20 protein-coding genes are annotated in these 25,019 nt (G+C 42.0%); 11 read left to right on the forward strand and 9 right to left on the reverse strand.

Going from position 1 to position 25,019, the window contains the following annotated elements:
• Positions 1 to 9 precede the first annotated feature (9 nt).
• The 4 genes from F944_RS15175 to F944_RS15190 all read right to left on the reverse strand — a co-directional run bounded on the left by F944_RS15175 (position 10) and on the right by F944_RS15190 (position 4,671).
• Complete coding sequence (locus F944_RS15175; protein ID WP_004992440.1) at positions 10 to 879, reverse strand: patatin-like phospholipase family protein; 870 nt, start codon at positions 877 to 879, stop codon at positions 10 to 12.
• Between the two features lie 14 nt (positions 880 to 893).
• A complete protein-coding gene (locus F944_RS15180; protein ID WP_004992442.1) occupies positions 894 to 1,157 on the reverse strand; it encodes a hypothetical protein in 264 nt (87 codons plus the stop codon).
• A 162-nt stretch (positions 1,158 to 1,319) separates the two neighbouring features.
• Entirely contained in the window at positions 1,320 to 3,455 is a 2,136-nt protein-coding gene (locus F944_RS15185) for a 3-hydroxyacyl-CoA dehydrogenase NAD-binding domain-containing protein (RefSeq protein WP_004992444.1), read from the reverse strand.
• Between the two features lie 10 nt (positions 3,456 to 3,465).
• Positions 3,466 to 4,671: an acetyl-CoA C-acetyltransferase gene (locus tag F944_RS15190; RefSeq protein WP_004992447.1), complete on the reverse strand. Its 1,206-nt coding sequence runs from the start codon at positions 4,669 to 4,671 to the stop codon at positions 3,466 to 3,468.
• Positions 4,672 to 4,817: 146 nt separating this feature from the next.
• Between F944_RS15190 and F944_RS15195 the strand changes: the two genes are divergently transcribed.
• Entirely contained in the window at positions 4,818 to 5,396 is a 579-nt protein-coding gene (locus F944_RS15195; protein WP_004992450.1) for an AAA family ATPase, read from the forward strand.
• Positions 5,396 to 5,842, forward strand: a complete 447-nt coding sequence (locus tag F944_RS15200; protein WP_004992454.1) for an NUDIX hydrolase — start codon at positions 5,396 to 5,398, stop codon at positions 5,840 to 5,842. The genes F944_RS15195 and F944_RS15200 overlap by 1 nt, the downstream gene beginning before the upstream one ends.
• Positions 5,843 to 5,873: 31 nt before the next feature.
• On the opposite strand, the gene F944_RS15205 is transcribed toward F944_RS15200, so the two are convergent.
• Positions 5,874 to 6,884, reverse strand: a complete 1,011-nt coding sequence (locus F944_RS15205; RefSeq protein ID WP_004992456.1) for an AraC family transcriptional regulator — start codon at positions 6,882 to 6,884, stop codon at positions 5,874 to 5,876.
• Positions 6,885 to 7,095: 211 nt separating this feature from the next.
• Here F944_RS15205 and F944_RS15210 point away from each other — a divergent pair, with 211 nt between their 5' ends.
• From F944_RS15210 to F944_RS15230, 5 genes are all read left to right on the forward strand, one after another.
• Complete coding sequence (locus F944_RS15210; protein WP_004992458.1) at positions 7,096 to 8,214, forward strand: CaiB/BaiF CoA transferase family protein; 1,119 nt, start codon at positions 7,096 to 7,098, stop codon at positions 8,212 to 8,214.
• 123 nt (positions 8,215 to 8,337) lie between these two features.
• Positions 8,338 to 9,576 (forward strand): carbohydrate porin, encoded by a 1,239-nt coding sequence (locus F944_RS15215; RefSeq protein WP_004992459.1) that lies wholly within the window; start codon positions 8,338 to 8,340, stop codon positions 9,574 to 9,576.
• 37 nt (positions 9,577 to 9,613) lie between these two features.
• Entirely contained in the window at positions 9,614 to 12,019 is a 2,406-nt protein-coding gene (locus tag F944_RS15220) for a glucose/quinate/shikimate family membrane-bound PQQ-dependent dehydrogenase (RefSeq protein WP_004992460.1), read from the forward strand.
• Between the two features lie 180 nt (positions 12,020 to 12,199).
• Complete coding sequence (locus F944_RS15225; RefSeq protein WP_004992461.1) at positions 12,200 to 13,843, forward strand: nitrite/sulfite reductase; 1,644 nt, start codon at positions 12,200 to 12,202, stop codon at positions 13,841 to 13,843.
• Positions 13,836 to 14,321 carry a DUF934 domain-containing protein gene (locus F944_RS15230; RefSeq protein WP_004992463.1) on the forward strand — a complete coding sequence of 162 codons (486 nt, stop codon included), beginning with the start codon at positions 13,836 to 13,838 and terminating at the stop codon, positions 14,319 to 14,321. The genes F944_RS15225 and F944_RS15230 overlap by 8 nt, the downstream gene beginning before the upstream one ends.
• Positions 14,322 to 14,445: 124 nt before the next feature.
• Here the strand turns inward: F944_RS15230 and F944_RS15235 are convergent, their stop codons facing one another.
• The 4 genes from F944_RS15235 to F944_RS15250 form a co-directional block, all read right to left on the reverse strand.
• Entirely contained in the window at positions 14,446 to 16,161 is a 1,716-nt protein-coding gene (locus F944_RS15235) for a proline--tRNA ligase (protein WP_004992465.1), read from the reverse strand.
• 104 nt (positions 16,162 to 16,265) lie between these two features.
• Positions 16,266 to 19,367, reverse strand: a complete 3,102-nt coding sequence (locus F944_RS15240; RefSeq protein WP_004992467.1) for an efflux RND transporter permease subunit — start codon at positions 19,365 to 19,367, stop codon at positions 16,266 to 16,268.
• A 28-nt stretch (positions 19,368 to 19,395) separates the two neighbouring features.
• Positions 19,396 to 20,526, reverse strand: coding sequence for an efflux RND transporter periplasmic adaptor subunit (locus F944_RS15245; RefSeq protein ID WP_004992470.1), 1,131 nt, complete (start codon positions 20,524 to 20,526; stop codon positions 19,396 to 19,398).
• Between the two features lie 60 nt (positions 20,527 to 20,586).
• Positions 20,587 to 21,234, reverse strand: a complete 648-nt coding sequence (locus F944_RS15250; protein WP_004992472.1) for a hypothetical protein — start codon at positions 21,232 to 21,234, stop codon at positions 20,587 to 20,589.
• A 305-nt stretch (positions 21,235 to 21,539) separates the two neighbouring features.
• Here F944_RS15250 and pilG point away from each other — a divergent pair, with 305 nt between their 5' ends.
• Genes pilG through F944_RS15270 form a run of 4 tightly spaced genes read left to right on the forward strand, consistent with a single transcriptional unit; the run spans position 21,540 to position 24,990 of the window.
• A complete protein-coding gene (pilG, locus tag F944_RS15255; protein WP_004992473.1) occupies positions 21,540 to 21,923 on the forward strand; it encodes a twitching motility response regulator PilG in 384 nt (127 codons plus the stop codon).
• 27 nt (positions 21,924 to 21,950) lie between these two features.
• Positions 21,951 to 22,319, forward strand: coding sequence for a response regulator (locus F944_RS15260; RefSeq protein ID WP_004992474.1), 369 nt, complete (start codon positions 21,951 to 21,953; stop codon positions 22,317 to 22,319).
• A 5-nt stretch (positions 22,320 to 22,324) separates the two neighbouring features.
• The gene (locus F944_RS15265) at positions 22,325 to 22,861 is read left to right on the forward strand and encodes a chemotaxis protein CheW (RefSeq protein ID WP_004992475.1); all 537 of its coding nucleotides are present in this window, start codon (positions 22,325 to 22,327) and stop codon (positions 22,859 to 22,861) included.
• Between the two features lie 47 nt (positions 22,862 to 22,908).
• The gene (locus tag F944_RS15270; RefSeq protein WP_004992476.1) at positions 22,909 to 24,990 is read left to right on the forward strand and encodes a methyl-accepting chemotaxis protein; all 2,082 of its coding nucleotides are present in this window, start codon (positions 22,909 to 22,911) and stop codon (positions 24,988 to 24,990) included.
• Positions 24,991 to 25,019: the final 29 nt, after the last annotated feature.

Raw genomic sequence — 25,019 nt, forward strand, 5'->3', positions numbered from 1 at the left:
TTTAACTGTTTAGGGCAGGGTTTTCCATTGCTCAATCGCCGCAAATCCTGTTTCCAGACCGACTTGATAGGTATATTGCAACTTGTTGCGATCTTTACAAAGACGATTTGCCAATCCTTTTTTATCGGGAACGCAAACTTCAAGAATGTGTTGTGGTTGCTGAGTTGAAAGGGGCTGACGCAGAAAATCGACAGAATCATTATAACGATGGCAGCGTTGTTTTAGACTTAATGCAAAGCCTTGATGATTCCTGACGATATATTTTGCTAAAAATTGATCGCCTTTACTACTGGCTTTAAAATAATGCTGCGGACGTGTGCGAATCACCATCAGCTTGCTCACATCTGCTTGTTGCGCTGCCCACTGTACAGGCAACGCATCTGCGACACCACCGTCAAAATAAGGCTCACCCATAATGTCGACAGGTTGACGAGTTAATACAGGAATCGTGCTCGATGCGCGTAAAGCATCCAATAGATTATCTCGCCCTGCTCGTAAATACTCAGCCCGACCACTTTGTGCGTGAGTCAGTACCATATAAAAATCAGGATTTTGTGCAAATAGTGCTTGTTGATCAAGCGGATGTTCTGCTTCGCCAACTTGCCACATCCATTCTAAATCAAGTAAATCACCGCCTTTCAAGAAACGTTTATAACTGATAAATTCTGGACGTAAAGAATGATCAATATAAAAATTAAGTGTACGACCTTTTTGACCTGCCAGATAATTGGCAAGATTGGTGGAACCCGAAGACACACCGACATACAGATCAAACGGATTAAATTGTTGTTCTAAAAAGGCATCGAGTACGCCCGCAGTAAAAGCACCGCGCATACCACCGCCTTCAACGATAAGTGCCTGACGTTGTATTGCTGACATGATATTTTCCAGTGTTAATGTTGCGAATGTGCATCCGTAGGCGTGGACTGTTGAGTTGGCGCTTCATCATTTTGCTGATTTTCAGATGCGGGTTGCGATGTCGTTTTGAGTTGGTAATGACCTTTTTTCGCTTCCTGATTGGGCATATAGTCAGGTTCGCTGGACATGGCCAAGTATAAAAAAGTGAAAAATATAGTGGTAATCGCCGCCACAATGATAATAAATTTCCAGCCTAAAGCCGTTGATTCAGCATCATTGCCAGAAGATGATTTACTCATAAATGAGTCCAACCGTCAAAATAAACAAAGAAAAATAAGTGGTTGTTATAGCATAAAATTGAAAAAAAGAGAGAATTTAAATATAAAGTCTATTCAATACAATGATATAAAAACGCACACCAGATTTAAATTTGGTGTGCGTTGTGATGAGTATGTATATGTTTAGCGAATGATGTCACTCTTTTGTGCTTGGTCTCTCAATAATTGCGGAGGAGTGAAGCGTTCTCCATATTTTGCAGTGAGTTGTTCGGCACGTTGTAGTGACTTTTCAACTCCGTTTTGATTGAGGAATTGAATCGCGCCACCTGTCCACGGGGCAAAACCAATGCCAAAAATTGAACCGACATTGGCATCAACAACAGATTCTAAGACGCCTTCTTCATAACAACGCAAAGTATCCAATGCTTGAACAAATAGGAAGCGATCAATCATCTCCTGTTCCGAAACATCATTCTCTTTTGTCCAGCGGCTGAGTCCATCCCATAAATGTTTTTTTCCATTTTCAGGATATTCATAAAAACCTGCACCTGCCGCTTTACCTTTACGATTGAGTTCATGAATCATGGTATGAACCACTTCATCCACAGGGGTTTTTGGCAGATATTTACTTTCTGCTTGTAATGCTTTGCGTGTTTCACTGGCAACATGTTCAGACAAGGTCAAAGAGACTTCATCTTGAATCGCCAATGGGCCAACGGGCATACCTGCTTTCAATGCCGCCATTTCAATTTTGGCTGGATGCACACCTTCAGCAAGTAAACGCATACCTTCCTGAACGAATGTACCAAATACACGACTGGTAAAGAAGCCGCGACTATCATTCACTACGATTGGCGTCTTGGCAATTTGCTGCACAAAGTCGTAAGCTTTAGCCAGTGTTTCAGCAGAGGTCTGTTTACCTTTGATAATTTCAACCAACTGCATTTTATCCACTGGACTAAAGAAATGCAGTCCAATGAACTTTTGCGCATCTTTACTCGCCGTCGCCAAACCTGTGATTGGCAGCGTAGAAGTATTCGATGCAAAGATGCCACCTTCAGCCAAATATTGTTCAGCTTCTTGTGTCACTTTGGCTTTTAACTCTTGGTTCTCGAATACAGCCTCAATGATCAAATCACAGCCTTGCAGATCTGCTGCATTTGCCGTTGCAGTAATCAGTGCTAAAACCTGATCTCGTTTTTCTGCCGTCATACGCCCTTGAGAAACGCGTTTATCCAGTAGTTTTTGCGAATATGCTTTGCCTTTCTCCGCATTTTCAACGGAGACATCTTTCAAAACTACAGGAATGCCTTTGATTGCAGTTGAGTAGGCAATGCCTGCACCCATCATGCCTGCACCTAAGACACCGACTTTGGTCGCTTGCCATTTGGCAACATCAGCAGGGCGGCTTGCACCAGATTTGATTGCATTTAAGCCATGCCAGAAGGTACCGATCATATTTTTAGAAATCTGACCGATTGTCAGTTGAGTAAAGTAACGTGATTCGATACGTAACGCAGTATCAACATCAACCTGTGCACCTTCTACTGCTGCCGCCATGATCGCTTCAGGTGCAGGGTAACAGCCTTTGGTTTTATCACGTAACATCGCAGGGGCAATTGCAAGCACTTGTGCCACCGCAGGCGTTTTTGGATCACCGCCCGGAATCTTGTAGCCTTTGACATCAAAGGGCTGTTGTGACTTGGGATTAGCTTTGACCCAAGCAATTGCCTTATCTAACAGTTCTTGTTCATTCTCAGCGGTATCATGAACCAAACCCAGCGATTTTGCTTTATCAACACCAAACTGTTTACCTTCCATCAAGAATGGAAACGCATTTTGTAAGCCAAGAAAGCGAACCATACGTACAATACCACCACCACCTGGCAGCAAGCCTAAGGTCACTTCAGGCAAACCAAATTTGGTTTTCGGGTCATTAATAGCAATACGATAATGACAACCTAAGGCAATTTCCCAACCGCCACCAAGCGCCGTTCCATTTAATGCTGCGACGACAGGCACACCTAGAGTTTCAATGCTGCGTAAGTCACCTTTGAGCTCTTCAATCATTTTGAAGAATTCAGTAGCATGTTCAGGTTGCACTTGAATAAGTTCATCCAAGTCACCGCCTGCAAAGAAGGTTTTTTTGGCAGAACGGAAAATAATACCTTTCAAATCTGTTTCAGCTTTGAGCTTTTCACTGACTTCATTGAGTGAATCACGGAATTCTGCATTCATGGTGTTGGCAGATTGACCCGATGAATCAAGGGTAAGAATTACAATATTGTCAGCGTTTTTTTCGTATTTAATCGCGCTCATGTTGTTCTCCTCACACCAACTCAATAATGGTGGCAATGCCCATGCCACCGCCAACGCATAGTGTGGCTAAGCCACGTTTTTTCCCTTGACGCTCTAACTCGTCCAGCAAGGTTCCTAAAATCATTGCGCCTGTTGCACCCAAGGGATGCCCCATTGCAATTGCACCGCCATTGACGTTGACTTTTTCGGCTGGAACCTTGAGTTCATTGATAAAACGCATCACTACGGCAGCAAAGGCTTCATTCACTTCAAACAGATCAATATCATCAATGGTTAAGCCCGCTTTGGCTAAGGCTTTACGTGCTGCAGGGGCAGGGCCTGTCAGCATAATGGTTGGGTCTGTACCGACCAATGCGGTTGCCAATACTTTGGCACGTGGTTTTAAGCCTTGTTCTTTAACGGCTTTTTCAGAAGCCAATAACACGACCGCAGCCCCATCAACGATACCTGATGAGTTGCCTGCATGATGGACATGGTTGATTTTTTGTGCTTCTGGATACTTTTGTAGGGCAACGGCATCGAAGCCCATTTGTCCCATCATTTCAAAGCTGGCATTTAATTTTGCCAAGCCTTCAACGGTGGTGTTTCCTCGAATGAATTCATCTTTTTCTAAGATCAATACGCCTGAATGATCTTTAACAGGCACGACAGATTTATCGAAATAACCTTTAGCCTGTGCCGCTGCCGCTTTTTGTTGTGAGCCGACGGCAAAAGCATCAACATCTTCACGGCTATAACCATCTAAGGTTGCAATCAAGTCTGCGCCAACACCTTGTGGCACAAAAGAAGATTTTAAGTTGGTTTCAGGATCAAGTGCCCACGGGCCGCCATCAGAACCCATCGGGATACGTGACATGGATTCCACACCACCAGCAACCACCACATCTTCCCAACCCGAGCGGACTTTTTGTGCTGCCAAATTGACTGCTTCCAAACCAGATGCACAGAAACGGTTGATTTGCACACCAGCAACATCATCATTCCAGCCAGCTGCAATGGCAGCAGTTTTAGCAATATCACCGCCTTGGTCTGCAATCGGGGTAACACAACCTAAAACGATATCATCAACTTTTGAGGTATCAAATTGATGACGCTGTTGTAGCTCATGAAGCAAGGTCGTGACCAAAGTAATGGGTTTGACTTCGTAGAGTGAGCCATCTTTTTTTCCTTTCCCGCGTGGCGTGCGGATGGCATCGATGATATAAGCCTCGCTCATCATTCTTCCTTTTATAACCTTAAATATTTTTATGCTTTTGAGTGTAATGGATTTTAGACCCAACACAATGACGATAAGGTCATCTGGTGGATGATGATTTTTGCCAATGCTTTGTCTGATATAGAAACTTGATCAAGCATCGCTTGATGAGTAAACTATGCAGCCATAAAAAACAATCTATTTATATGAAATTTATTAATATTATTGGCACAACAGGTTCAGGGAAAAGCACACTCGCCAAACAACTTTCTAAGCAATTAAATCTTGTTTATATCGAATTGGATGATTTACTTTGGTTGGATGACTGGCAGGAATCTTCAAATGAGGCTTTGTTTTTAAAGCTGAAAATAGCAACCGAGAATGCTGATACAGGATGGGTATTAGATGGCCTTTATACACGCACCATTCCAATGATTATGCAACAAGCAGATATGGTAATTTGGCTGGATTATCCATTTGGGGTGAATCTGTATCGTCTTACTCGACGAACATTAAAAGGTTTAGTGAATCAAAAACCATTGTGGAAACATTCAAATAATCGGGAAAATTTAAAATTGATTCTGTCTAAACAATCAATTTTTGTTTGGTTAATCAAATCCTATCCTAAAAATCGAAAAAAATATTTAAACTTAATGAAAAACCCTGATTATCAACATATCCAATTTATTCGACTCACTTCGCCTCAGCAGACAAAAGAATTCTTAAATCGGCTAGGGGTAATGTAATGACTAGTATTAAAGCAAAAGCCCTGTGTATTTTCCGATATGAGAATAAATCTTTGCTTTCTTTTGGGTATGATCCCAGCAAAAATGAGCATTATCTAAGACCGATAGGCGGTGGTATTGAATTTGGAGAAACCTCCTTACAAGCAATAGAAAGAGAAGTGCTTGAAGAAATTAATCAACAAATTACCCATTCAAAACTTATAGGCGTATTGGAAAATTTATTTAGTTTTGATGGTCAGCAAGGGCACGAAGTTGTTTTTGTGTATGAAGCAGAATTTGTTGATCCCACATTATATAGCCAGACTAAAATAAACGGCTATGAATCCGATGGTTCAACTTATATTGCGCAATGGATGACGTTACAGCAGCTTGTTTCAGAACAATATCCTGTCTATCCAAAAGGAATAGAGCAGTGGCTTTTCGCTAATAGACAGCCTAATCTTTAGACTGTCTATCTACAAACTACAAAGCTAAACCTTAATGATAACCGTGTAATTGACGATATAAACCTGGCGTAACCCCAGTCCATTTTTTAAAGGCACGGTGGAAGGTGCTGGTTTCACTAAATCCAACCTGTTGCGCAACATCTTCAAGGGTCAAATCTGGATTTAGCAACAAGTGAATGGCGGCATCTCGACGCAAAGCATCTTTGACACCTTGATAACTTTTACCTTCCGCAGCCAGACGGCGGCGCAGTGTTTGCGGAGAAAGATAAAGCATAGATGCCACATCATTGAGCGTTGGCATTTCTTCACCAATCTGACTTTTAAGGACATCACGGATGCGTGAAGTCAGAGAATTGGTATTTTTAAATTTGACCAAAAGCTGTGCAGGTGCAGCTTTTAAAAATTCTTCTAGTGTTTTCTCATTTTGGCGAATCGGTAAATCCAGATAATCTGCCGCAAACGTAATTTCGGTGCGTGGCATGTCAAATTGCATCACAGGGGCAAAAAATAATGCATCGTATTCATCAGCATGTGCAGGACGAGGATAACCAAAATGAACCCGTTCAAGTGGCAAACGACGTTCAATCAACCACGAAGCCAAACCATGCCAGATCATCAGCATACTTTCGGTAATAAAATGATCAGGATCCAGACTTTTAGGAATCATCGGTACCAGACGCGCTTCATGTTTATCGCGCTCTAAAGTGACCGACCACTCGTCACCAAAAAGTTTATAAAATTGAGAAGATAAATCGAGCGCTTCACCTAATGTCTTTGCATGAATAATCAACTGACACATAATGGCAAAAGTGCCTAAACGGCGGGGTTGAACATCAAAGCCAACATGCTCATCCTGAGTGACCATCCAGAGCATTTTGATAAAACGAGTGTACTGTTCTGGCGAAATACGCGCTTTGGGTTGACGTAATAATTCTGCTTCAATCCCAACATGCGAAAGCAGGGTTTCGACATCCATGCCTAGGCGTTTAACACCAGTCAAAGCCGCATTCACGAAATGGATACTAATGGTATCGCGACTCATGTTAAATCCTTCAGTCTCTTTTATGTTCACTTTTGATTGACCTAAATGACTCTAAAAAATGTTCAATTGGCGATTTACAACAACAGCAAATCACTTTTTACATGTTAAATTGCCGAAATGATCAAGGTAAATGGCTGAACATGACATTGTTTTGATTCTTTTATATCCCTAAGATGACTAAAAAGACAATAGTTTTAGGATGAAAATAACCATGACAACGGCATTAAACGGACTGAAAATACTGGATTTTTCAACATTGTTACCGGGGCCTTTTGCCACGATGTATCTGGCGGATATGGGGGCAGAAGTGATTCATATTGAGTCACCAAGTCGGCCTGATCTGGTTCGAATTATGCCGCCTTATGCCAATGGTCAAGCCACATCGCATAGCTATCTCAACCGTAACAAACAATCGATTGCACTCGATTTAAAAGATCCTGCCAGTATTGATTTGATTAAATCGAAAATTTCAGAATTTGATATTGTAGTTGAACAATTTCGTCCTGATGTCATGCAACGACTTGGGCTGGACTACGCCACATTGTCGGCGATCAACCCTCGCCTGATTTATTGTTCCATCACGGGGTATGGGCAAACAGGTAGTTATAAAGATCGGGCAGGGCATGACATTAATTATTTAGCCTTGTCTGGCATTATGGGACATAGTGGGCGGGTACAGAGCGGGCCACCGCCTTTGGGCATTCAGATTGCCGATGTGGCAGGCGGTTCGTTACATGCGGTGATTGGTATTTTGGCGGCTGTGGTGGAGCGGAGTCAAAGTGGACAAGGGCAATATATTGATATTTCCATGGCCGATTGTGTGGCGGGTCTTAATAGTATGGCAGCTTCGGCAAGTCTGGCAGCAGATGTTGTGCAGCAACCTGAGCAGGCGATATTAAATGGCGGTAGTTTTTATGACTATTATCTAACCAAAGATGGGCGCTATATCTCAGTAGGTAGTCTTGAGCCACAATTTATGACAGGACTTGCAGCGGCACTGGATTTACCCATTTTATTAGAAAAAGGGGCATCATTTCATCCAGAAGATCGACAATTGGTTAAACAGGCATTGGCAGATCAATTTAAAACTCAGGATTATGCGCATTGGCATCATGTATTTGCTGGGCTAGATGTCTGTGTTGAACCTGTTTTAAGTTTAGAAGAAGCATTGCATACCCCTCTTGCTGTTGAGCGAGGTTGGGTGGTCGATGTGCCGTTATCTGAACAAACTGATCAAACCGAACCTCAGTTGGCTTGCCCGATTAAATTTTCAAGATCACAACCACGCTATGATTTTATTGGGCAGGGCTTAGGGGATGGGAAATGGTGACAAATTAAACGAATAGCTGCAATAAAAGTGATTTTAATCAAACAATTAACATTTTGAATAAATTGTTATGCTTTGAATTGTCGTAATCTTTATCGCATAAATATATAAAAAGGTTACGTAAACATGACAATTAATTCATCTTTAGTTGTTTCTTGTTTATCTGTCTTAACATTAAGTATTTTCCAAACCTCGCATGCTGCATCCGCATTTGATTCATCAAGTCCGTGGATGTTTGGTGATTGGAATGGAAAACGTACTGAGTTACAGCAACAAGGATATGACTTTAGTTTTGGTTATACGGGCGAATTGGCAAATGTTCTGGATTCAAAAAAAACTTCGAATCATGGTACAGAATATGCAGATCAATTCTCATTGGGTGCGCATCTTGATCTCAGCAAAATCGCAGGTTGGGAGGATACTGAAGCACAAATCACCATAACTGAACGTAATGGACATTCACTGTCTCAAACTTCACCTGCGCTAGATGGACATTTAAGTTCAACACAGGAAATCTGGGGACGTGGACAAACTTGGCGTTTAACCGACCTCTGGATTAAAAAGAAATTTTTCGATCAGGCGCTGGATATTAAAGTCGGTCGTTTTGGTGAGGGCGAAGACTTTAATAGTTTCGACTGCGATTTTCAAAACCTTGCTTTATGTGGTTCGCAAGTGGGTAACTGGGTCGGCGATCAATGGTATAACTGGCCAGTAAGTCAGTGGGCATTACGCGTTAAATACAATTGGCAGCCCGATTTATATACTCAAATTGGGGTATATGAATACAACCCAGAAAATTTGGAGCGCGGTAAAGGTTTTAACCTGAGTACCGACGGTTCACATGGCGCGATTATTCCTGCTGAGGTGGTTTGGTCACCTAAATTGGGTACACAAGCACTCAATGGCGAATACCGTCTGGGCTATTATTACAGTACTGCGGATGCCGCAGAAATTAATCATCCACAACAAACGTCACATAAACAGGGTGGCTGGTTGGTTGCCAAACAACAGCTTACTCGAGTGAATGATCAATCAGATCGCGGTCTGAGTGGATTTATTAACCTCACGCTGCATGATTCGGATACCAATACGGTTAAAAATATGCAAAATATCGGCCTCGTTTATAAAGGGCCATTTGAGCAACGTCCACAAGATGATGTCGCGATTGGTTTTGCGCGTATTGAGGTGAACGGTGATTTAGATACCGATCAGGATGAAGAATATAATACTGAGCTTTATTACGGTATTCATGCCAATAATTGGTTAACCATTCGTCCAAATATTCAATACGTACGTCATGTAGGTGCCTATAAAAATGGCGATAACACATGGGTTGGCGGCATTAAATTGCAAACAGCGTTTTAATTTCTATATAAAAAACACAAATGAATAGGGTGGTATTATGACTCAACCATCTTCACACTCAGGGCTCAGAACCTTTACCGTGATTATTGCCATGGTATTTGGGCTGGTCCTGCTCGCTGGAGGTCTCTGGCTTACCTTTTTAGGTGGGTCTTTCTATTATGTAGTAATAGGACTATTGTTTATTGCCTTTGCAATTTTGCTGGGCAAGCGTTCTGTTTCAGCAATCTGGCTCTATGCAGCACTGATGCTGGGTACAACTATCTGGGCGATATGGGAAGTCGGAACAGACTTCTGGGCACTGGCACCACGTTTGGATATTTTAGGATTATTCGGTTTATGGTTGCTGATTCCAGCTATTACCCGCGGTATGGTCAATGTTGCACCCAGCAAGATTGTATTGTCTTCAACACTGGTCATTGCCATTGCGGTAATGGTGTATTCGATTTTTAATGATCCACAGGAAATTAATGGGGTTATTCAAAATCAACAACCTGCAACTGCTCAAAAAGTGGATGGTGTGGCTGAACAAGACTGGCCAGCTTATGGGCGTACCCAAGCAGGTGTTCGTTACTCCCCCCTCAATCAAATTAATGAACAAAATGTCAAAGATTTAAAAGTTGCTTGGACATTCCGTACTGGCGATTTAAAAAGTGGCAATGACTCTGGAGAAACGACCAATCAGGTCACGCCAATCAAAATTGGCAATGACATGTATATGTGTACCACACATCAATGGTTGATTGCTTTAGATCCTGCAACAGGTAAAGAAAAATGGCGCTTTGATCCAAAACTTAAAGCAGATAAAAGCTACCAACATTTAACTTGTCGTGGCGTTTCTTATTTTGATGCAGCAAATACCGATGGTTTTGCGACCAGTTTGCAAAACAAAACATCGAGTTCAACTGAATGTCCACGTAAGATCATTTTACCCGTCAATGACGGACGTTTGGTTGCTGTCAATGCAGACACGGGTAAAGCATGTTCTGACTTCGGTACGAATGGTCAGGTTGATCTTCAAAAAGATATGCCTTATGCCTACCCAGGGGGTTATAACCCAACTTCTCCACCAGTTGTCACAGGAACAACAATTGTGATTGCAGGTTCTGTCACCGATAACTACTCAAGCAAAGAGCCGTCTGGCGTAATTCGTGGTTATGATGTCAATACAGGCAAACTGCTTTGGGTATTTGATACAGGTGCAGAAGATCCAAATGCAATTCCTGCACCGGGTCAGACTTTTGTACATAACTCTCCAAATGCATGGGCACCGCTTGCTTATGATGCCAAAGCAGATGTGGTTTTTGTGCCAACAGGTGTGGGTACGCCTGATATCTGGGGCGGTGATCGTACTGCACTGAAAGAACGTTATGCCAACTCTGTATTGGCCATAAATGCTTCGACTGGGAAATTAATTTGGCATTTCCAAACCACACATCATGATTTGTGGGATATGGACGTACCATCACAACCGACATTGGCTGATGTAAAAGATAAATCAGGTCAAATGGTGCCTGCGGTCTATGTCACCACCAAAACAGGTAATGTCTTTGTACTGGATCGCCGTGATGGTAAGGCGATTGTGCCGATTACTGAACGTCCTGTACCACAAACCGTAAAACGTGGCCCTCAAACCAAAGGCGAACATTATTCGGCTACACAGCCTTTCTCTGATCTAGATTTAGCACCACAAAACAAGCTCACAGATAAAGATATGTGGGGTGGTACCATGTTTGATCAACTGGTCTGCCGTATTCAATTTAAACGCTTAAATTATGATGGTATTTATACACCACCCTCTGAAAATGGTACGTTGGTTTTCCCGGGTAATCTTGGCGTGTTTGAATGGGGCGGTATTTCGGTGAACCCTGACCGTCAGGTTGCGGTCATGAATCCAATTGGCTTGCCATTTGTGAGTCGTCTAATCCCAGAAGATCCAAGCCGTGCAGAAACAGCCAAAGGTGCGGGAACGGAGCAAGGTGTTCAACCAATGTATGGTGTTCCATATGGTGTTGAAATTAGTGCGTTCCTTTCTCCAATTGGTTTGCCGTGTAAGCAACCTGCTTGGGGCTATGTGGCGGGTGTGGATTTAAACACCCATCAAGTCGTATGGAAAAAACGGATTGGAACGATTCGTGACAGCTTGCCAAATCTGTTCCAGTTACCAGCAGTTAAAATTGGTGTACCGGGTCTAGGTGGTTCTATTTCCACAGCAGGAAATGTCATGTTTGTGGGCGCAACTCAGGATAACTATTTACGTGCATTTAATGTGAGTAATGGTAAGAAACTCTGGGAAGCACGTTTGCCAGCAGGCGGACAGGCAACACCCATGACTTATGAGATCAATGGTAAACAATATGTGGTGATTATGGCGGGTGGTCATGGTTCATTTGGCACCAAGATGGGCGACTATCTAGTGGCCTATGCTTTACCTGATGCCAAATAACGATCAACATGGTTAAATAAATGAAAAAGCTCAGATTGAATCTGGGCTTTTTCATTGAAATCAACTCATAAAATGTCTTATCAATAAAATCGTTATTAAATATCCAAAAAAAGCATTTTGTTGATGAATCAAAGCTCGTTATGCTATCCGCCTTTACCATGAATCTACTAGCCATACGCCATGTATTTATATACTGATTTCGATCAACAACTGGTCAATGAACGTGTTGCTCAGTTCCGCGATCAAACAGAACGCTATCTTGCTGGAAAGCTTACTGAAGATGAATACCGTCCATTGCGTCTGCAAAACGGTCTTTATGTACAACGTTACGCGCCAATGCTCCGTATTGCTGTGCCGTATGGCTTAATGAACTCAAAACAATTACGTAAAATTGCCGAGATTTCGACGGAATATGACCGTGGTTACGCGCACGTTTCAACACGTCAGAATATTCAATTGAACTGGCCTGCGCTAGAAGATGTACCTGCTATTCTGGCTGAACTGGCTACTGTACAAATGCATGCCATTCAAACCAGTGGGAACTGTATTCGTAACACCACTACTGACCAATATGCAGGTGTGGTCGCGGGAGAAATTGCTGATCCACGTCCGACTTGTGAATTGATCCGTCAGTGGAGTACTTTCCATCCTGAGTTTGCATTCTTGCCACGTAAATTCAAAATTGCAGTGTCTGCATTGGAAGAAAAAGACCGCGCGGCAACCTCGTTTCATGATATTGGTGTCTATATCGTTAAAAATGATTCAGGCGAAATTGGTTATAAAATCAAAGTTGGTGGTGGTTTAGGTCGTACCCCAGTAATCGGCAGCTTTATTCGTGAATTTTTACCACGTGAAGATCTCATTGCGTATTTGGAAGCGGTATTGCGTGTGTATAACTTGCATGGTCGCCGTGATAATAAATATAAAGCACGCATCAAGATTTTGGTGAAGGCTTTAACTCCAGAAGTGTTTGCTGAAAAAGTTGAAGCAGAATTTGCACATACGCGTGAGCCTCTAAAAATCCAGCCAGAAACCTTGAAAAAACTGGATGAGGTATTCACACCGTTTGACTATCAAAACTTTGAAGATCAGGATTTTACAGCCTTATTTGCTGAGCATCCTAAATTTAAACAATGGTTTAATGTCAATACCAATGCCCATAAGGTTAAAGGTTATCGTATTGTCACCATTAATCTAAAACGTGCTGGGGTTGCGCCGGGTGATATGACCACCGCAGAGATGAATTTGATTGCCGATTTGGCAGACAAATACACCTTTGGTGAACTGCGCACCACACATGAACAAAACATTTCTTTGGCCGATGTGCCACAAAAAGACTTGTTTGAATTGTGGCAAACGCTTGAGCAGAATGACATGGCGCGCGCGCATATTGGTTTCTTGACTGATATTATTTGCTGCCCGGGTGGTGATTTCTGTTCATTGGCAAATGCGAAATCGATTCCAATTTCAGAAGCGATTACCCGCCGTTTTGAAGATTTAGATACCATTTATAATCTGGGTCAACTGGATTTAAATATCTCGGGTTGTATGAATGCCTGCGGTCATCATCACGTGGGGAATATCGGCATTTTGGGTGTCGATAAAAAAGGTGCTGAATTCTATCAAATCACGTTAGGTGGAAACTCAGATCATGATGCTTCAATTGGTGACATTTTAGGGCCATCATTTGCTGCGGATGTTATTCCTGATGTAATCGAAGAAATTTTGAATACCTATCTCGATTTACGTACTGGCGAAGAACGATTTATTGATACGTATCGTCGTGTCGGCATTCAACCATTTAAGGAGCGTGCATATGCTTAATCCAGCCTTACAGGTGCTGCTTAAAGATGGCACGATCGTAGATAATACCTATCAACTGATCGCTGAAGATGGGATTGTTCCTCAAGGTGATGTCGTTGTGACCACAGCGCAACTCGATCAACTGGCGAATATTCAGGGCAAAAAAGCGCTGTATATCACTGTAGATGATTCTCCTGAAACACACGAATTTCCGCTCAATGATTTTGATACCATTTTTATCGAGTTTGCCGGTTTTAATGACGGTCGTGGTTATTCCTTTGCTGCGCTGTTACGCCGTCAAGGTTATCAAGGCGAATTGCGTGCGGTAGGTGACATTTTTAAAGATGTCCTGAATTATTTAAAGCGCTCTGGCTTTGATAGTTTTGTGGTGAAAGAAGGTAAGGATATTCATGAGGCTGCGGCAGGTTTAAATGATTTTAAACATCCGTATCAGGCTTCAACTGCGGTGGTACAAGCGGAATATCAAACTGGCGCATAATTAAATCGGTAGGATTTGATGGAAAAGCTAAACTTCGGTTTGGCTTTTTTTGTTTGGGCTATTTTTGAGGTAATAAAAAAACCGTATTCTCAAAAGAATACGGTTAGTTTTTTACTGGTGAAGATTACGCTTTTAACTTCGCCAGTAATTCTTCTTTACTGAGGTTGATCGATTCTGCATCGGTACGTCCTTTATATTCAAAGGTTCCAGCGTCCAAACCTTTTTCACCAATCACAATACGATGCGGAATACCTGTTAATTCAAGGTCAGAGAATTTCACGCCCGGGCGTTCATTACGATCGTCCAGAAGGACATCATAGCCTTGAGCCTGTAATTCGGCATAAAGTGCTTCTGCGGCTTCCAGTGTTTTGGGTGATTTATGTGCATTCATCGGAACAATTGCGATTTCAAACGGTGCAATCGCAGAAGGCCAGATGATGCCTTTGTCATCATAGTTTTGTTCAATGGCAGATGCGACAACACGTGTCACCCCAATGCCATAACAGCCCATAGTGACAGTAAGTGGTTTTCCATCATCACCCAAAACGGTACAGTTCAGCGCTTCAGAATACTTTTGTCCAAGTTGGAAAATATGTCCAACTTCGATACCACGTTTAATCTGCAATACACCTTTACCATCTGGAGATGGATCACCATCGACCACATTACGCAGATCATAAACTTCGCTGAACTGTGCATCGCGTTGCCAGTTCACACCTGTGGCATGTTTATCAGTTTCATTTGCGCCTGCAATAAAGTCTGATAATACAGATGCAGCGCGATCTACAATCACAGTCACGCCTTTTTCAACTAAGCCTTGAGGGCCAACGTAGCCCGCAGTTAAGCCGAGCTCTTGGAGTTGCGTTTCAGTGGCAAAAGTTAAAGGTGCTGCAATTAAAGGATGGTGCTCTGCCTTAATCTCATTCAGCTCATGATCACCACGCAAAAATAGCGCAATCACAGGGATGCTGCCTTTTTCATCAGCATTGCCTTGTACCAGTAAGGCTTTAACCGACTGTTTAGCATCTGCCTTTAAAAATACGCAGACATCAGCAATGGTTTTCTGATTTGGCGTGTCAACAATCGTTAAGGCTTGTGTTGGTGCAGCACGCTCACCGACTAAAACGGCTTCAGCTTTTTCAACGTTGGCGGCGTAATCGGATTCAGTCGAAAATACGATATCGTCTTCACCACTGTCTGCCAGAACATGAAACTCGTGCGAACCTGAACCACCAATTGAACCTGTGTCGGCTTGTACAGGACGGAAATTAAGTCCCAAACGTGTGAAAATACGGCAATAGGTGTCATACATATTGTCATAAGTTTCTTGTAGCGATGCCTGATCCACATGAAAAGAGTAGGCATCTTTCATAATAAATTCACGTGAGCGCATCACCCCAAAACGTGGGCGGATTTCATCACGGAATTTGGTTTGAATCTGATAGAAATTAACAGGTAATTGCTTATAACTTTTCAGTTCGTTACGTGCCAGATCGGTAATCACTTCTTCATGTGTAGGACCAAGTACGAACGGATTGTCATGACGATCTTTAAAGCGTAACAACTCTGGGCCATATTGCACATAACGGCCTGATTCTTCCCAAAGACTCGCAGGCTGGGTCACAGGCATAAAGACTTCAAGTGCACCTGAGCGGTTCATTTCTTCGCGTACAATCGCTTCAACTTTATTTAACACACGTACACCCATCGGCAGCCAAGTGTATAAACCTGAAGCCAATTTACGAATCATCCCAGCTCGTAACATGAGCTGATGCGAAATCACTTCTGCATCATTTGGGGTTTCTCTTAACGTTGCAAATAAAAAGCGGCTTGCGCGCATGGAAACTGTCCTAAAAGTGGGCTCTGAAATAGAGCACGATAAAAACACAAGATTATACGATAAAAAATGAGATGAATATTTCACCTCATTCAACAAAGCCCAGATTATGACATTAATTTACGGGTTTGGCGCAACAAGAAATTTTTCAAATCGTCCAAATAGGTAAAAATCACAGGCACCACCACTAAAGTCAGTAGGGTAGACGTGATCACGCCACCAATCACGGCATGTGCCATCGGCGCACTTTGCTCACCGCCTTCGCCTAGCCCTAAAGCTAATGGAATCATGCCCATCACCATTGCACTGGTGGTCATCAAAATAGGGCGCAAACGGGTTTTTCCTGCCTGAATTATCGCATCATAACGGGTTTCACCGCGATCCATCGCCTTTTTAATAAAATCAATCAACAGAATGGCATTTTTGGTGACCAGTCCCATCAGCATGATGATGCCAATAATCGAAAACAAATTCATGGTACTTTGAAATAAAAATAACGCCAGAAATACCCCAATTAAAGACAAAGGCAAGGATGCCATAATCGCGGCAGGGTGGATAAAGCTATTAAATTGTGATCCTAAAACAATATAAATAAACACAATCGACAGCGTGATTGCTGTGAGTGCATAACCCGCCGATTCAGCCATATCGGCATTGGCACCTTGAGTATCAAAACTATATCCAGCAGGCAGTTTAAAGTTCTTCTGCAATTGATCAATGTCCTTGCCAATATCACCCGCTGGACGACCAGAAGTATTGGCTTCCACCAACACTTCGCGTGCCAGATCACGACGATTGATTTGCGATGCGCCTAAGGTCTGCTCAAATTTTGCGACGGTTGCAAAAGGCACCAAAATCGGTTGTCCATTGGCATCGGTTTTAGACGAGGTGAGATAAAGATTTTCCAAATCGCCTGGTAAGGCACGACTATGTTCAGCCAGACGCAAATTGACATCGTAGGTTTCACCACGTTCATCTTGCCATGTGGTGACATCATCTCCTGCGATCAATGGTCGAATTGTATTGGCGATTTGATTGACAGAAAGCCCAAGATCACTGGCCAATACTCGATGAATCTGAATTGATAAAGTTGGTTTTGGTTCTTTGAGTGAGCTTTCAAGATCGACTACACCTTTTATTTTTCCCATTTCAGCCATAAAACGATCTGAAATATGTTGTAGCTCATCTAAATCAGGGCCTTTGATGGAGATCATAATGGGCTTTTGTCCACCAGATACGGTTTCATCTGCCGATGCGACAGAGGTAACCGTGATTCCAGCGACCCGTTTTAAACGTTCACGAAATTCATTATTTAATTCGGTCAGCGTCTGGCTACGTTCATTTCTAGGAGTTACCGTGACCCTCAGGCTGGCATGGTTTTTACCACGATCTGTAATGCCGTTGACCACGCCATAAGTCGATTTGACCTGAGGGTGCTGACGAATGATTTGATTGACCTGATTCAGTTTAGCCTGAGTGTATTGCAAGGAGGCATCCACTGGAGTTTCAAATTTAATGCGAATCTCGCCTTTATCGGGTGTGGGTACAAATTCAGTTCCAATAAGTTTGGATAAGCCTAATGCCCCAATTAACGATGCAATTGCAATTAAAATCGTGATAAAACGAAATCGTAAGGCAAGTTTGAGCAAATGCTCATAGACATGACTTAAGTTGTCGAGCTTTTGAGAAATCCATTGGAAAAAACGTTTCATTCGACTGGGTGGCTTATTGGTTTTTTTCTCCTGCCAATGGGCTGATAGCATTGGGTCAAGGGTAAAACTAACAAACATCGAAATGAGAACAGCCGTACTGACTGTCACCCCAAATTGATAGAAAAAACGCCCAATAATGCCCCCCATAAAGGCCACAGGTAAAAACACCGCGACAATGGTCAGTGTGGTTGCCAAAACAGCCAACCCAATTTCCTTCGTTCCATCTAAGGCGGCAGTCACATGATCTTTGCCCATTTCTGCATGACGCACGATGTTCTCACGTACCACGATGGCATCGTCAATGAGTAAACCAATACATAATGACAACGCTAGTAATGTCATCATGTTAATGCTAAAACCAAATGCCCAGATAAAAGTGAGGGTTCCAAGTAGGGCAATCGGGAGAGTTAAACCGGTAATGATGGTGGAGCGGAAAGAGCCTAAAAACAGTAAAACAATCAGCACAGCCAGTAATGCACCTTCAATAATGGTACGCGCGACATCTTTAATCGAGGCGCGAATCCCTTTGGAGCTATCAACCACGACATTTAAACTGGCGCCTTGAGGAAGTTGAGTTTTAATTTTCTCCAGCACTTTATAAGTGTTATCCACCACCTGAATCACATTGGCATCGGAGCTCCGCAAAATATCAACAGCAACAGCAGCCTTACCATTTAAATAAGCCCCTGTTTCTAGGTCAGCTTGAGTATCTTTAACTTTGGCGATTTGTTTTAAATAAATCGGCGTACCATTCTTATTGGCAACAACCAAATCACCAAAGCCATGTGGATAGATCACTTTGGATTGGATCTCGATCACGAGCTCAGAGTCTGGTTGTTTGAGTGTGCCGCCTGGAATTTCAACATTTTCATTTTTTAAAGTGTTAATGACCTGATCAATCCCAATGCCATAGCTTTGTAGTTGTTGGGGATTGATTTCGATACGGATCTGACGCTGTGCATCTCCCAGTAGATTGACTGTGCCTACGCCGGGAACCGTTCTAAGTTGCGGTAAAATTCGCTGATCCAGATAAGAACTAAAATCACGCAAAGACATCGAACCTGATTCAAAGACCACTGACATAATCGCATTACTGGCGGGGTCATAGCGTTCAACGACTGGGTCTTCGATTTCATCACGAAAGTTGGATTTAACGACAGCAATTTTATCGCGAACGTCTTGCGCAGCGACACTGGAAGGGACATCAAGATTAAATTCGGCAATAATCATCGACAGTCCTTCACTGGACTGCGAAGTAATCTGTTTTAAACCTGAAATTGTATTGATCTGATCTTCCAGTTTTTTTGTAATCTCGGATTCAACCGCTTCAGGGGACGCACCCGGATAATTGGTATAGACCACGACAAATGGAAAGTCGACATCAGGAAATTCTTCTACCCCCATACGTTGCCATGATGCCAATCCCAATACCATCAGACAGAACATCATCATGATGGTAAACACAGGATATTTGACACTAATTCGGGTAAACCACATCGCTATTGAGTCCTAAAAAATCGTTCTTTTATTTGTTGTTTACTGCGGGTTGATCTGGGCTAGAAAATACCACTGATTTATTTTCATCGGCATTATCAAATTGAATTCGGCTGACAGCGTCATGATTTTGCAAACCTGTAACCACCGCTTTGTTTTCGGCAAAACGTTTTTCCACAACCTGAATATTGATTTTATGCAGTTTTTGTTGACGAACAACCCACACATAAGGTGAGTGATCCAGACTTTGGATACTGTCCAATGGGATAATCTGTCCCTGCACTTGATCTTGATTTAAAATAACACCTTCGACAAAAGCACCAATACTGAGTGAGTTGATGCTTTCAATCGGTCGAGCAAAGAACTCGATTTGACGGCTGACTTGATCTGCTACAGGTGAAATACGAGTCAGAACGGCATTAAATTGTGTTGGATTACCCTGAATCGTGTATTGAATTTTTTGGCCAATACGCAGTGCAGATTGTTGTTCAATCGGTAATTTGGCCTGAATTTCCAATTGTTCAGGATTCACAATTTCAAATAATGTTTGTCCTGAAGTTACCGTTTGACCAGGCTCAACCTCTCGTTTGGTTATTACACCAGTCAGCGGACTGCGAATAATGCCATCCAGATCAGCTTTGTGCGCAATGTCTAAATTGGCTTTTTGAGCGTTTACTGTTTCAAGTTGGGCTTTATAGTCAACTTGACTTTGCTCATATTCCACTCGTGAAATAAAACCCTGATCCAAAAGTCTTTTTTTACGTTGCATCAGATTGCGTGATAGCTCAGCTTGAGCCTGAGCAGATGCCAGATTGGCCTGCGCTTGCGCTAAACGAGCAGCATTATCCTGATTATTTAAACGCACTAAAATCTGATTTTTTGTCACTTGCTGTCCGACATCGGCATTGACCTGCGTGGCCGTTGCGGAAACTTGTGACTGAATGGAGCTATGTTGAATAGCACGAATCGTACCCGTGAACGCAGTTTTACGTTCCAGCGCGCCTGTAGAGACCTGAACCAGATCTTGCTGGATCATCTCAATGCTCTCAGTTTGATTGGCTTGTGATGATTCTGTGCTAGAACGATGACAGGCAGAGAGAACAAAGCTAGAGCTTAAACACAGTACAGTAATATAAAATGCAGTGCCTGACACTTTGTGCATGCCTAATCATCCTCAAGTTAATGACATTCATGGTTTTATTTAGTGTCAGGATTATAACGATTATTCCAGCGTTTTTAAGCGTTCAATAATGTTGGAATAATGTTCCTGTGTTGTTCGGTAGTTATTTTGCAAACTAGAGATATTTTTTTTAAGACTGGTCATATTCTGGTCGTTTTGATTGAGCTGATCTTTTAGACGTTGCGGGATACTACTCTCGCCCTTGCGTAGATATTCCATTTCCTGACGTTTAAACAAAATACGATCGCTTTGCAATTGTCTCAATTGATCTTGTTGTGATTGGATTTGCTTCTTAATCCCAGACAAAGCCTGATTTTGTTTTTCAGTCGCAATAGCAACATTGCCATAAGCACGTTTAAGTTTTAAATCTTGCTCACGCTGCCGCGCTTGTGCTTCACGTTGAGTGGACTGACGTAAGTCGGCTTCTGCATTATACGGTCGATTACGACGAATCACCTGCATATTACTATCCAAAGCCTCATAACCATAACGGATATGTGCAGGTGTTACAGAACTACTAATATTGGCAATGCCTTTTTGATCGTAATATCGATACCATATAGCATGTGATTGTGGATTGGCTGCATAAAGCAAAGGCATCCATAACAATAGACCACATATAATAATGAAATGACGAGTCATCTGTTTGGATACTTCTAGAAGCTTTCGACGAGTCACTCGACTATTCATGACTTTCCCCAAATAAACTTGACTAAATTACTTATTTTTAAATATTAATAAGGTTATATTAGTTGTAATTTATCCAATTAAAAATAGGAATAACTCAAAAAAAAATCATAAGTCCTTTTAAAATGTGATTGGTTTGGTGATATTTAGAAAAAATGTGTTTTAGCTTGAGAAAACCTTCATTGAAAACGCAAGTAATAATATGTTAAAAAAGGTCATAATCTGTAAAAACAATGAAAGCCCCAATCATCGGCTATAATCAGTTTCAGTTATTGTTAGTAATGAATAAATGGGGAAAGGATCATTAAATGGAAGACAAATTTCAAAATCTTAAAGTCATGGTAATTGATGATTCAAAAACCATTCGCCGAACCGCCGAAACGTTACTACAACGCGAAGGATGTGAGGTGATTACTGCTGTAGATGGCTTTGAGGCGCTCTCAAAAATAGCTGAAGCGAATCCTGATATCGTTTTTGTAGATATCATGATGCCGCGTTTAGATGGTTATCAGACCTGTGCATTGATCAAAAATTCACAGAGTTATCAAAATATTCCGGTGATTATGCTATCGAGTAAAGATGGTTTATTTGATCAGGCCAAAGGTCGTATTGTCGGTTCAGATGAATATTTGACCAAGCCTTTTAGTAAAGATGAATTATTAAACGCTATTCGAAATCACGTAAATACATAAATTAAAGAAAAGTGTTGGGGACATAAAATGGCACGTATTTTAATTGTAGATGATTCACCAACCGAAACATTTCGTTTTAGAGAAATATTAACAAAACACGGTTTTGAGGTGATTGAAGCATCTAATGGCGCTGATGGGGTGACCATGGCACAGGCTGAACAGCCTGATTTGGTGTTGATGGATGTCGTAATGCCAGGGGTCAACGGTTTTCAGGCGACTCGTGAAATTAGTCGTGGTGAAAATACCAAGCATATTCCAGTGGTAATCGTAAGTACTAAAGATCAGGCAACAGATCGTGTCTGGGGAAAACGTCAGGGTGCACGTGACTATCTGACCAAACCGATTGAAGAAAGCCAACTTATAGACGTGATTAAACAACACCTTAATCTGGAATAGTCATCATGGCTGCTAATGGATTTATCGAATTGCTTCGATTGGCAAAACGTGGCAATCGAAGCTACGCTTCTAACCAAAATGAAGTCAACCGGTGGTCAGGTATAGCCTTTGAGATGATGGGGCAATATTTTGTTGCGCCTCTGGGGGAGGTGATGGAAGTCATTTACCCTCCTAAATATACCCCAGTTCCAAATGCCCAAGCTTGGGTGCGCGGGCTGGCGAATATTCGGGGAAGACTACTCTCAGTTTCTGATTTAACACATTTTGTCTCTGGGCAACGTGCTCCATTTTCGCCTAGCCAAAAAGTGTTATGTATTAGTCATAATGACCACTATGTCGGTTTAGTTGTAGATCAGGTTTTGGGTATTCAGCACTTTAATAAGCACAGCTTTTTTTCTAAAAGTGATGAGCTGGATCAAAAATTAAAAGATTATTGTCAAGGTTATTTCTATCAGCATAACCAACGTTGGCATGTCTTTTTATTTAGTCAGCTGCTGAAAAATCCACAATATATGAATGCTTCAGCAAAATTTATAAATTAAATTCGTACGCAATTAAGTAAATCACGCGTATTCAGGGGAGAAGCTGTATGGGCTTTAAACTAAAAAAGAAAAACACAGCTGAAAGTGCGAGTAAGAAAAACGGTTCTGCATTTTTTGCCAAGATTCAAGCTCAAATTGAGCTGATTTCACAAATGTTCGGTGATAGTAAAAAAACGAGACCGATCATTTATTCAGCGATTATTTTTCTTTTTCTATCAACGATAACGTTGATTTACTTATTTTATAGCGTACCGCGGAATAATGAATTAACTCGTAGTCTGGGGCAACTGCGCTTATTGTCTCAAACTATTCCACGACAAGCGACAGAGTCAACTGCATCGGGTTCACCTGAGGCAATTGCGAGCCTGAAAAAATCGCAGGAACAGTTTGCGCAAAATCTGGAAAATGTACAGGACATCTATGGTGCATCTTCTGAGGAATTTAAAAAGGTCGATCAACTCTGGAAGAATGTATCGACCAATGTAGATTTGATTACGTCTCAACAAAAGCTGATCAATCAACTTTATGACACCAATATCGCGATTGGTGAGTCGATTCCAGGGATTCAGGCAGAATATAACCTGATGGTAGATCAGATGGCTCGTCTGAATATGCCAAGTAGTCAGGTGGTGATTGCCAAGAACCAAGTATTTATTGCAGAGCGTATTTTACGTTCTATCAGTTCTGTATTGGTGGGCACAGAAAATGCCCGTGCATCAGCAGATGACTTTAGTGCCGATATTGAAACCTTTGGTGCTTATTTAAATGCACAGTTAAATGGTAGTGCTGACTTGGGTGTTGAACGTATTAGCGATCCAAGTTTACGTGAATCTGTCGATAGTATTAAATCTGAGTATGATGAAGTTTTAAAAACAGCAGCATCAACGGTATTTAAAAATGCCAACCAGATTGTAAAAGTCCGCCAAGCGTCTTCACAGATTTTCTCTCAATCTGATGATATGTTGAAATCTTTGAATAATCTTTCAGATAAAGCAGATTCTGGCTGGTCAAGTGTTATTCCAGCAGTTTTATTACTCCTATTCCTTACAGGTTTTATCTTATCCGTTGCTCGTTTATTGGCGATTCGTAATTTGTTGGAAAAAAATCGTGTAACGCGTTTACAGGATGAATATGACCGTAACCAAAATGCGATTTTACGTTTACTTGATGAAATTGCCGATTTGGCTGATGGTGATTTACGTTCGTATGCAACGGTATCAGAAGATTTTACTGGTGCAATTGCTGACTCGATCAACTTCGCAATTGATCAATTACGTGATCTGGTATCACGTATTACGGATACGTCTCAGGAAGTGGCGCGTTATACACAAAATACGCAGACCATTACCAATCAGTTAGCGGAAGCCTCTGAGCATCAGGCACAAGAAATTGCAGGTGCATCTGCTGCGATTAACGAAATGGCGGTGTCAATCGATCAGGTATCTGCGAACGCTGCTGAGTCAGCAGAGGTTGCGGAACGTTCGGTACAAATTGCATCCAATGGTGCTGACGTTGTAAACCGTTCGATTGTGGGTATGGATACGATTCGTGAACAGATTCAGGAAACATCGAAACGTATTAAACGTTTGGGTGAGTCTTCGCAAGAAATTGGGAACATCGTCTCGCTCATTAATGATATTGCCGACCAAACTAACATTCTCGCATTGAATGCTGCAATTCAGGCATCGATGGCAGGGGAAGCGGGCCGTGGTTTTGCGGTAGTTGCCGATGAGGTTCAGCGTCTTGCAGAACGTTCTGCATCTGCAACCAAGCAGATTGAAGGCTTGGTTAAAACCATTCAGACCGATACCAATGAAGCTGTAATTTCTATGGAACAGACCACTTCTGAGGTGGTTCGTGGGGCGAATTTGGCGAAAGATGCGGGGGTTGCGCTTGATGAAATTCAAAGCGTATCTAACAACTTGGCTAAATTGATTGCAAACATTTCCAATGCTGCAAAACTTCAGTCTGCATCGGCGAGTCATATTGCCAATACCATGAACGTCGTACAGGAAATTACCTCACAAACCACGACTGCAACTTTTGATACGGCACGTTCGGTTTCTGAACTGGCCAATATGGCAGAGTCATTGCGTGAGTCTGTATCTGACTTTAAGTTACCTGAATAAGCGTGAAGTGACTTTTGGGGCAGACTTCG

The sequence above is a fragment of the Acinetobacter ursingii DSM 16037 = CIP 107286 genome (genome assembly GCF_000368825.1).
Taxonomy (GTDB): Bacteria; Pseudomonadota; Gammaproteobacteria; order Pseudomonadales; family Moraxellaceae; genus Acinetobacter; species Acinetobacter ursingii.

Bases quoted from the DNA above. Each gene is read 5' to 3' on its own strand.
- F944_RS15175 (WP_004992440.1), bottom strand. From the start codon at position 879: ATGTCAGCAATACAACGTCAGGCACTTATCGTTGAAGGCGGTGGTATG.
- F944_RS15180 (WP_004992442.1), bottom strand. From the start codon at position 1,157: ATGAGTAAATCATCTTCTGGCAATGATGCTGAATCAACGGCTTTAGGC.
- F944_RS15185 (WP_004992444.1), bottom strand. From the start codon at position 3,455: ATGAGCGCGATTAAATACGAAAAAAACGCTGACAATATTGTAATTCTT.
- F944_RS15190 (WP_004992447.1), bottom strand. From the start codon at position 4,671: ATGAGCGAGGCTTATATCATCGATGCCATCCGCACGCCACGCGGGAAA.
- F944_RS15195 (WP_004992450.1), top strand. From the start codon at position 4,818: ATGAGTAAACTATGCAGCCATAAAAAACAATCTATTTATATGAAATTT.
- F944_RS15200 (WP_004992454.1), top strand. From the start codon at position 5,396: ATGACTAGTATTAAAGCAAAAGCCCTGTGTATTTTCCGATATGAGAAT.
- F944_RS15205 (WP_004992456.1), bottom strand. From the start codon at position 6,884: ATGAGTCGCGATACCATTAGTATCCATTTCGTGAATGCGGCTTTGACT.
- F944_RS15210 (WP_004992458.1), top strand. From the start codon at position 7,096: ATGACAACGGCATTAAACGGACTGAAAATACTGGATTTTTCAACATTG.
- F944_RS15215 (WP_004992459.1), top strand. From the start codon at position 8,338: ATGACAATTAATTCATCTTTAGTTGTTTCTTGTTTATCTGTCTTAACA.
- F944_RS15220 (WP_004992460.1), top strand. From the start codon at position 9,614: ATGACTCAACCATCTTCACACTCAGGGCTCAGAACCTTTACCGTGATT.
- F944_RS15225 (WP_004992461.1), top strand. From the start codon at position 12,200: ATGTATTTATATACTGATTTCGATCAACAACTGGTCAATGAACGTGTT.
- F944_RS15230 (WP_004992463.1), top strand. From the start codon at position 13,836: ATGCTTAATCCAGCCTTACAGGTGCTGCTTAAAGATGGCACGATCGTA.
- F944_RS15235 (WP_004992465.1), bottom strand. From the start codon at position 16,161: ATGCGCGCAAGCCGCTTTTTATTTGCAACGTTAAGAGAAACCCCAAAT.
- F944_RS15240 (WP_004992467.1), bottom strand. From the start codon at position 19,367: ATGTGGTTTACCCGAATTAGTGTCAAATATCCTGTGTTTACCATCATG.
- F944_RS15245 (WP_004992470.1), bottom strand. From the start codon at position 20,526: ATGCACAAAGTGTCAGGCACTGCATTTTATATTACTGTACTGTGTTTA.
- F944_RS15250 (WP_004992472.1), bottom strand. From the start codon at position 21,234: ATGAATAGTCGAGTGACTCGTCGAAAGCTTCTAGAAGTATCCAAACAG.
- pilG (WP_004992473.1), top strand. From the start codon at position 21,540: ATGGAAGACAAATTTCAAAATCTTAAAGTCATGGTAATTGATGATTCA.
- F944_RS15260 (WP_004992474.1), top strand. From the start codon at position 21,951: ATGGCACGTATTTTAATTGTAGATGATTCACCAACCGAAACATTTCGT.
- F944_RS15265 (WP_004992475.1), top strand. From the start codon at position 22,325: ATGGCTGCTAATGGATTTATCGAATTGCTTCGATTGGCAAAACGTGGC.
- F944_RS15270 (WP_004992476.1), top strand. From the start codon at position 22,909: ATGGGCTTTAAACTAAAAAAGAAAAACACAGCTGAAAGTGCGAGTAAG.